This is a genomic window from Aminobacter sp. P4_H6_2 (assembly GCF_056400805.1).
The window spans coordinates 1-7,447 of the sequence record NZ_JBFUKO010000258.1 but is presented as its reverse complement, the minus strand read 5'-3'; the positions used below and the strand labels follow the sequence as shown (position 1 = coordinate 7,447).

At 61.2% G+C, this 7,447-nt stretch carries 11 protein-coding genes; 5 read left to right on the top strand and 6 right to left on the bottom strand.

Translation table 11 applies throughout. From position 1 onward, the window contains the following. Positions 1–217, top strand: a 217-nt coding sequence (locus tag AC1DUU_RS18145; protein ID WP_476784796.1) for a DUF192 domain-containing protein, incomplete at its 5' end; no start/stop codon positions are given. Between the two features lie 37 nt (positions 218–254). Next, positions 255–1,025, top strand: a complete 771-nt coding sequence (locus AC1DUU_RS18140; protein ID WP_476784798.1) for an alpha/beta fold hydrolase — start codon at positions 255–257, stop codon at positions 1,023–1,025. A gap of 4 nt (positions 1,026–1,029) precedes the next feature. Here AC1DUU_RS18140 and AC1DUU_RS18135 read toward each other — a convergent pair whose 3' ends face one another. Further along, on the bottom strand, positions 1,030–1,620 hold the full coding sequence (locus AC1DUU_RS18135) for an HD domain-containing protein (RefSeq protein WP_476784795.1): 591 nt from the start codon (positions 1,618–1,620) through the stop codon (positions 1,030–1,032). A 1-nt stretch (position 1,621) separates the two neighbouring features. Further along, positions 1,622–1,747, bottom strand: coding sequence for a hypothetical protein (locus AC1DUU_RS18130; protein WP_476784794.1), 126 nt, complete (start codon positions 1,745–1,747; stop codon positions 1,622–1,624). Positions 1,748–1,877: 130 nt separating this feature from the next. Between AC1DUU_RS18130 and cysE the strand changes: the two genes are divergently transcribed. Continuing rightward, positions 1,878–2,726: a serine O-acetyltransferase gene (gene cysE / locus AC1DUU_RS18125; protein WP_476784793.1), complete on the top strand. Its 849-nt coding sequence runs from the start codon at positions 1,878–1,880 to the stop codon at positions 2,724–2,726. A 239-nt stretch (positions 2,727–2,965) separates the two neighbouring features. After that, positions 2,966–3,169 (top strand): DUF3126 family protein, encoded by a 204-nt coding sequence (locus AC1DUU_RS18120; RefSeq protein ID WP_055970710.1) that lies wholly within the window; start codon positions 2,966–2,968, stop codon positions 3,167–3,169. 40 nt (positions 3,170–3,209) lie between these two features. Here AC1DUU_RS18120 and AC1DUU_RS18115 read toward each other — a convergent pair whose 3' ends face one another. Next, entirely contained in the window at positions 3,210–3,935 is a 726-nt protein-coding gene (locus AC1DUU_RS18115) for a hypothetical protein (RefSeq protein WP_476784792.1), read from the bottom strand. A gap of 205 nt (positions 3,936–4,140) precedes the next feature. On the opposite strand from AC1DUU_RS18115, the gene AC1DUU_RS18110 reads away from it, so the two are divergent. Further along, positions 4,141–4,674, top strand: a complete 534-nt coding sequence (locus AC1DUU_RS18110) for a gamma carbonic anhydrase family protein (RefSeq protein WP_476784797.1) — start codon at positions 4,141–4,143, stop codon at positions 4,672–4,674. A 113-nt stretch (positions 4,675–4,787) separates the two neighbouring features. Here the strand turns inward: AC1DUU_RS18110 and AC1DUU_RS18105 are convergent, their stop codons facing one another. The 3 genes from AC1DUU_RS18105 to AC1DUU_RS18095 all read right to left on the bottom strand — a co-directional run bounded on the left by AC1DUU_RS18105 (position 4,788) and on the right by AC1DUU_RS18095 (position 7,115). Continuing rightward, a complete protein-coding gene (locus AC1DUU_RS18105) occupies positions 4,788–5,393 on the bottom strand; it encodes a transglutaminase-like cysteine peptidase (RefSeq protein WP_476784791.1) in 606 nt (201 codons plus the stop codon). A gap of 348 nt (positions 5,394–5,741) precedes the next feature. After that, positions 5,742–6,359 carry a PilZ domain-containing protein gene (locus tag AC1DUU_RS18100; protein WP_476784790.1) on the bottom strand — a complete coding sequence of 206 codons (618 nt, stop codon included), beginning with the start codon at positions 6,357–6,359 and terminating at the stop codon, positions 5,742–5,744. Positions 6,360–6,476: 117 nt separating this feature from the next. Continuing rightward, positions 6,477–7,115 carry a PAS domain-containing protein gene (locus tag AC1DUU_RS18095; protein WP_476784789.1) on the bottom strand — a complete coding sequence of 213 codons (639 nt, stop codon included), beginning with the start codon at positions 7,113–7,115 and terminating at the stop codon, positions 6,477–6,479. Between the last annotated feature and the right edge of the window lie 332 nt (positions 7,116–7,447).

Here is a 7,447-nt window from a genome sequence, read left to right as displayed (position 1 = left end):
GAACACGCCGCTGCCGCTCGACCTTGTCTTTGCCGGTCTCGATGGCAAGGTTCTCGACGTGCTGCCGGGCACGCCGTTTTCAGAGGCGGTAATAGCACCGGAAGAGCCGGCGCGTTTCGTGCTCGAACTCAAGGCTGGCACGGCAGCCAAGACGGGCATCGCCAAGGGCGTCACGCTCAAGCACCGGGCGATCACCGCAGTCGACGGCAATCCCTGAGGCTTTCGGGCCACGATCAAACGGAGCGACGATGGCTATCGATCACTTTTCCCATGAGGGCTTCGACCTGGCGTTTCTCGATCTGCCGCCGACCGGCGCGGGAAGCGGAGAGCCGGTCTTGATGATCCATGGCTTTGCCTCCAGCCACTTCGTCAACTGGGTGTCGCCGGGCTGGTTCAAGACGCTGAGCGAGGCGGGCTACCGCGCCATCGCCTTCGACCACCGTGGCCATGGCGGCTCGTCGAAGAGCTATGACGAGGCCGACTACACGCCAAGCAAGATGGCCGGCGACGCGCTCGCGCTGCTCGACCATCTCGGCATCGAGCGCGCCCATGTCATGGGTTATTCGATGGGCGCCCGCGTTTCGGCATTCTTGGCGCTGGAAGCACCCGAACGGGTGGCAACACTGGYGTTCGGCGGACTTGGCATCGGCATGGTCGACGGCGTTGGCGATTGGGACCCGATCGCTTCGGCGCTCTTGGCGGAAGACCCTTCGACGACCACGCAGCCGCGCGCGAAAACGTTCCGCGCCTTTGCCGACCAGACGCGCAGCGACCGCCGGGCGCTTGCCGCCTGCATTTCCACTTCGCGCGAACTGGTGAGCGACAACGATATCAGGCGGATCATGCAACCGACCTTAGTTGCCGTTGGCACCAAGGACGATATCGCTGGCTCGCCAAGCGAACTCGCCCGGTTGATGCCGCATGGCGAAAGCTTCGACATCGAGGGCCGCGACCACATGCTGGCCGTCGGCGACAAGGCTTTTAAGAAGCGCGTGCTCGAGTTTCTGGCCGAACACCCGATCTGAGTCTCTAATCGTCAAGTCTCGCCAGCGAGCGTTCCATGTTGGCCCGGGCCTGGGTTTCGAAGCGCGATACAAAAACGTCGGTGTGGAAGATGCGTGGCCGCGCGAGGAAGTTGCGCAGCACCGCACCGCGTCCGGCGCGCCAGTCGGCATCGCTGACCCAGCCATATTCGCGCCTGACGGCGTCTTCGTAAGCGTCAAAGGCTTTTGCCGGTGCGCCGAGGATCGACAGATCCATGTCGAGCAGCAGGGCGGCATCGTTGTTCGCCGCCGCGTCGTCGAAATCAGGGACCTCGTGCGTGGCGGTCGCTTCGATCATCTTGACGAGGCGGGCGAGGTGAAGGGCGTCGATCTGCCCTTGGAGCTTGTCGGCGGCAAGGGCGGCACTTAGCGCCTCATTGTCTTTGCGGCGGCTGTCATAGATCGCATCGTGGAACCAGATCGCAGCCTCGATGGCCTCAGGATCGTTCAGCTCGGCGCGATATTCGTCGGCCAGCGCCAAAAGCGCTTCGATGTGGCGGATCCCGTGATAATGCCGGTCGTCGGCTTGATAAAGCTTCGTCAGCTCCGTCTTGGTGGCGTGGTCAATCAGAGACATATCACCGCCTTTTGAACACAGATTTGCGCCGGTCGGCCTGGGTGAACGCGTTCTCGAGCGCCGGGCGGATGATGACGATGGCCGCCTCGCCGTCGCGCATCGTCTCCAGCAAGGGTTCAGTTTCCATGACGCCTTGAATATCCGCGAACCAAATCCACTTGAACGAGCACTAAGGAAAATTGAGTTCATTCGTGCTAATATCTGGCTTATATGTCCCGCGCGGGATTGCACAAGCCGGCAGTGAACGGAGACCGTCGATGAACACCATATCCGCTGCGCGCCACGGCTCATTGAAGCCGGTCGACCCGATCTGGAAGTCGGTACGCGACGAAGCGGCAGACGCTGTGGCGGGCGATCCGCTGCTGGCGGCATTCCTCTATGCCACGATCCTCAACCAGGACACGCTGGAAGAGGCAGTGATCCATCGCCTGGCCGAGCGGCTGGCGCATCAGGATCTCGGCGCCGACCTCATTCGCCAGACCTTTTACGCGATGCTCGAAGATAGTCCGGACTGGAGCGATACGGTGCGCACCGACATCCAGGCCTATTACGACCGCGACCCGGCCTGCGACCGCTACCTGATGCCGGTGCTTTATTTCAAAGGCTTCCATGCCATCCAGACACACCGGCTGGCGCACTGGCTGTTGAACCGTGGCCGCAAGGATTTCGCGCTCTATCTGCAGAGCCGCTCGTCATCGGTGTTCCAGACCGACATCAATCCGGCCGCACGCATGGGCAAGGGCATCTTCATCGACCACGCCACCGGCCTGGTTGTCGGCGAAACCGCTGTCATCGAAGACGACGTTTCGATCCTGCACGGCGTGACGCTGGGTGGAACCGGTAAAGCAGGCGGCGATCGCCACCCCAAGATTCGTTACGGCGTGCTGATCGGCGCAGGCGCCAAGATCCTCGGCAACATCGAGGTCGGCCATTGCTCGAAGATCGCCGCCGGTTCGGTGGTGCTGTCGCCCGTCCCGCACAACAAGACAGTGGCTGGGGTTCCGGCGCGTGTTGTCGGCGAAACCGGCTGCGACCGTCCGTCGAGCCAGATGGACCAGTTGCTGCCGTCGCAGACAATGGATCACGTCGTCAGCTTCGATATTTGAAGCGGGCAAGCACCGGCATCCTGGTGTCTGGGATGCCTGTGTGAATTGCACGGGGTAAGCCGAGCCTTGCCTTTACATGGCCATGCTTGGCGTGTCAGAAGCGCGTCTCTAAACGCGTCGGGCCGAAAATCGGGTCTGGTTTTCGGGCAAAGCACGATGCGCAGTCATTGCAATGTGGAACGTCCCAAGCGCGTCGGAACGGACGCATGACGCTCCTAGCCACAAGCCGGAGAAAACAGTTGAAGCCGGAAGAAATCAGAAAACTCGACGCCTATTTCAAGCGCCAGTTCCAGAACCCCACGCTTCAGGTCAAGGCGCGTCCTCGCAAGGACGACTCGGCCGAGGTCTATATCGGCGACGAATTCCTCGGCATCGTTTTCAAGGACGAGGATGACGGCGACTACAATTTCTCGATGGCGATTCTCGACATCGATCTGGCCTGATTTTGATCAAGCCTGACGCCGCGCGGCTTGTCGCGTGGCGTCATTTGACGTGCAACAAGGCATTCGTCTTGGCGATAACCGCCCGATCCAGCGCACGCCACTCTCCCAGAAGCTCCCTAGGAAATCTGTAGGTCAGGCTCAGATCCTTGCCAACGAAGACGTCGCGTTCGCACGGCGCGAGCGATTGTTCTGCCTCTTCACCATTGAGGCAGCGGGCAACAAAAGCCGGCTCGCCGGCGCGTGTCGCAACCGCCAGCACCTCGTTGAGATAGCCGGAGTTTTCCCTGAAGCCGTAAAGCGTCATGCCTTCAGGCCCGGGAACGCCTGGCTTGACCGTCAGTGCATTGTAGATGGGGGTGAGGCGGCCGCTCATGTCGCGCGTCATCATGCGCGGCTCGAGGCCCAGGAAGATGATGCGTTTGTTGCCGTCGGTATTGTTGAAGGCAGCACGCGCCGCCTCGCTATAGCCGTCCATCTCAGGCCAGCGCAGATAGAGGTCGAGCCGGCTGGCGATGCCGTTGTGACGGGCCTTTTCGAAACGGATCATGTTGGAGGGGACCGCGATGACATCGTTGCCGATGACGACCTCGTGCGGTGTGATGTCGTCGGTATAGCCGGCGAGCGCGATGGTGTGCCCGAACCAGCGGCCACCGAGGCTGATCGCCACCGAGAGAACGGCAAGTACGGCGAAACCGTAGAAGACCTTCATCATCAGCGCCGAATTGACAACGTCAAAGCCGGAGCTGTCAGTCGCCTCTTGCTTCATCTGTTGTCTCCAGGGTCGCCGGCGGCTCGTATGGTCGAGCATCGGATTTCCGCAATCGCCGCGCGTTGCGCAGCAGGTGCTCCAGGGAACCGATATGGGGCGACATTGCGCGCGCATGGTTAATGCTGCGTTAAAGGCGCGTCGCGCTTGCCTTGCTGGCGACCGCTACATAGTTTGCCCGCGACGCGCACAGGAAGGAAAGATGATGCCGCTTTACGCTCTCGATGGGGTTGAACCGCAGTTCGAGGACCGCGACAGCAACTGGATCGCACCAGACGCTGCCGTTGTCGGCGACGTCAGGATCGGACGTGATGTCGGCATCTGGTTTGGGGCTGCGATCCGCGGCGATCGCGAGCCGATCACCATCGGTGCGCGCTCCAATGTCCAGGAGCACACGGTGATGCACACCGATCCGGGCTTTCCGCTTGATATCGGCGAGGGATGCACCATCGGCCACCGCGCCATCCTGCATGGCTGCACGGTTGGCGACAATTCGCTGATCGGTATGGGGGCGATCGTGCTCAATGGCGCCAAGATCGGCAGGAACTGCCTTGTCGGTGCCGGCGCTCTGGTGACCGAAGGCAAGGAATTCCCAGACAATTCGCTGATCGTCGGGTCGCCCGCCAAGGCCATCCGCACCCTCGACGACGCCGCAGCCCAGCGGCTGCGCAAATCGGCTGATCATTATGTCGCCAACCAGCGCAGGTTTCGCGCCGGATTGGTGAAGGTCGCCGATTAAGAACAAGGCATCCGCCCAAAAAGGCGGAGCCGGCCCGGGGAAATGGGCCGGCTCCTAGACCCGGTCGTTGGGGACGGGGAGGGTGGGACGCGACCGGGTTTTTCCGCTGAAGCCTAGCGGACCGACGCGACTGCGTCGGCGCGGCCGTCATTGATGCCAATCCAGACCCCTGAATTCTGCTCCGACTGGCGCTTCAGATAGGTGTATTCGGTCTCATTCCAGGCTAGGACGCGTGTGTCGAGATTGTCCAAAATGTATTCGCCGAGGCTGGTGCGCACGGTCAGGACCGCGTGGCCTTCGCCATTTGGCTGACGAACCACCGTCATCAGCAGGGCGCCGGCCGGCACGCCGAGCTGCATCAGCTTGCGCCGCTTTTCCATGGCATAGTCTTCGCAGTCGCCAACGCCATTGTCGGGATAGGACCAATATTCTTCCTGGCCCCAGGCTTCCATATCGGTGCGCGGCGCAACAGCGGTGTTGACCTCGTTGTTGATGGCGATCATTGCCTTCCACAGCGTACGGGTCAGTTCGACCGGAGCCTTGCTCGCCGTCTTTTCATTGCATTCGATCGGCGAACGCTTGCACAGCTCGTAGTGGCCGATAGGCTGCGTCGTGCGGCCATTGGTCTTCATGACGGTCGGGGCAGCAAGGGCACTGCCCAAGGTGCCAGCCTGAAGTGCTGCAGCCAGAACCAACAGCCATCCCCGACGCTTGATCATTTTGTAGTCTCCTTGTTGAGGGAGACAATGACAGGCGCGGATTTATTTCACGCAAAGTAACGCAGTAGATGTTGAGTAAAAACAAGAGAGAACTCTCGTAAACAAAGAATAGAATAAGAATAAAATTTGCAGAAAATTTGATTACAATTTTATCGATCGGGGCGACGCCGGGCTATGATTGGCCGCTGCGCGCAAGCTGTGCCGAAATGGCATTGCGGTGCTAGGCCGAAATGCATGTTCGCCTATCGGTGTGGAATGGAGCGGCTCCTGGAAAGCAAGAAGGCCGGCGTCCATGAGGAAGCCAGCCTTCATGCTTGGTATCTGGGGATGTGGGCGGTAGCCCGACCGTCAGGTGCGCGGGCGATTGAACTCTGTGTCGAGCGAGTCGGGCCGCTGGATGACGGCGAATTCGACAGCGACGCCGTCTTCGAAGTGACGCACGACCTGACCGCGCATGGTGCCGAGCGTGACCTGCACGCCGATCGCCGGCTTGACCTCGATCTCGAGGGCGGCACCAGAAAGCGACAGGTCGATGATCCGGCAGGGATATTGCCGGCCGTCGATGAGCTGCAAGACGTTGATCGGGTTGCGCGGCGCGACACGCTCGTGGCGGCGGTCCTCGGGCAGGTCGAGTTCGTGCTTATTGGCAAGCCAGGTGAGCTGGGCGGCCAGCTTGTCCTTCTTGCGTTCGGAAGCGATGACCGTCATGRCAAAGCCATCCGGCAAGGTGCGGGTGATGACGCCTTCGATGCGTCCGATGTGATCGATATAGGCGATCACCTTTTCGCCTGCGGCACCCGAGCGATCGGTGCGAAAAGCGACATTGCCGGGCGACATATCGACCACCTGGCCGGCATGCTCGGTGCGATCCTCAAGCATGAAACGGCCGTAGATCTTCACCCGGACGCGCTGGAAGTTGCGCCGTTCCGCCCGTGACGGCGCGTAGTCAATCGCCGCTGGCCTCATGGTACCCTCATATCTGTCAACTCCCAACGAACCGCATCGGGGAGCTATTGCGGAAAAATACCGCCAGAGAGGTTAATAAAACGCGTAGGCGCTGCCCTTGCGGGAGGTGTGCGGGCGCTATTCTTCGCGCCCACCTTCAAGGACGAAAAGGTGGCGAATGCGGCGTGCGCCATCGAGCGGGTTCGGGCCGCCCTCCACGGCTGAATCGCTTGGTGCGAGCGAAGGCACCGTGACGGCTGGGCGGTTCCTGAGGAACATCGGCTCAAGGTCTGGGTCGACGACACGCACGCTGTCGATCGTTGCGTCGGTGAGCGGGTCGGAACCGAGCCAGAACGGCCGGTCGACACTCGACAGCACGCCCAGGCTGCGCGGGTTTTCGATGCCGCCGTCGAGCGGCAGGAGCAGCATTTCGAAGGTTGTTGCCCGCAGGCTCGCGGTGAAGCCCTCGAAATTGATGACGACCACCGACTTCTGCTGGAACACGCCATAGGCGAGGCGGGCCATCAGCCGCTGGTCCTTCTGGCGCCACAGCGAGGGAAACGAAAACCCCTTGAGCTCGCGGCCGAAGGTAGCGCACAGCCGGGTGCCGGCGAGGCGGAAGACCGCTTCGCCACGGGTGTCGCGCTCGAGTATGAAAGTGTCAGCAAGCAGCGCCTTGATATCGGCCGGCTCGACTTCCGTGCGTTTGGGCGCGGGTCGGCCGTCGCGAAGGCGGTTCCAGTATTGGAACAGTGCCAGCGATCCTTTCTGTTTCATATTGCTCCGCTCCGAGCGCTTCTGTGCCTGATGTCCCATCGTTGGACAGAATCGCTTCAATCTTGAGGACTACATGAGGCGCGGAGCAGGACGCGTGCCAGTCTCAGTAACAGTTGTTAACGGGTCGGGGACGTTAAGGTTAACAAAGGGTTTACGTTGCCGCCGGAAAAGATCCATGGCACGTTCAAGTCACTCCAGAAGTGGCCGCTCAGGCGGCCGGCAGCACTTCAGTCAGAGTTTTTTGGGGAACGGGCAGGGGGGCTCGACCAGCCGTCCAGGGGAAACCCTGGACGGCTTTCTTTTTTGCGCTTTCAGCCGGGCTGTTCTAGATG

What these genes read in the sequence shown, in the direction of transcription:
- AC1DUU_RS18135 (WP_476784795.1), bottom strand. Translation starts at nt 1,620, where the DNA reads ATGTCTCTGATTGACCACGCCACCAAGACGGAGCTGACGAAGCTTTAT.
- AC1DUU_RS18130 (WP_476784794.1), bottom strand. Translation starts at nt 1,747, where the DNA reads ATGGAAACTGAACCCTTGCTGGAGACGATGCGCGACGGCGAGGCGGCC.
- cysE (WP_476784793.1), top strand. Translation starts at nt 1,878, where the DNA reads ATGAACACCATATCCGCTGCGCGCCACGGCTCATTGAAGCCGGTCGAC.
- AC1DUU_RS18115 (WP_476784792.1), bottom strand. Translation starts at nt 3,935, where the DNA reads ATGAAGCAAGAGGCGACTGACAGCTCCGGCTTTGACGTTGTCAATTCG.
- AC1DUU_RS18110 (WP_476784797.1), top strand. Translation starts at nt 4,141, where the DNA reads ATGCCGCTTTACGCTCTCGATGGGGTTGAACCGCAGTTCGAGGACCGC.
- AC1DUU_RS18105 (WP_476784791.1), bottom strand. Translation starts at nt 5,393, where the DNA reads ATGATCAAGCGTCGGGGATGGCTGTTGGTTCTGGCTGCAGCACTTCAG.
- AC1DUU_RS18095 (WP_476784789.1), bottom strand. Translation starts at nt 7,115, where the DNA reads ATGAAACAGAAAGGATCGCTGGCACTGTTCCAATACTGGAACCGCCTT.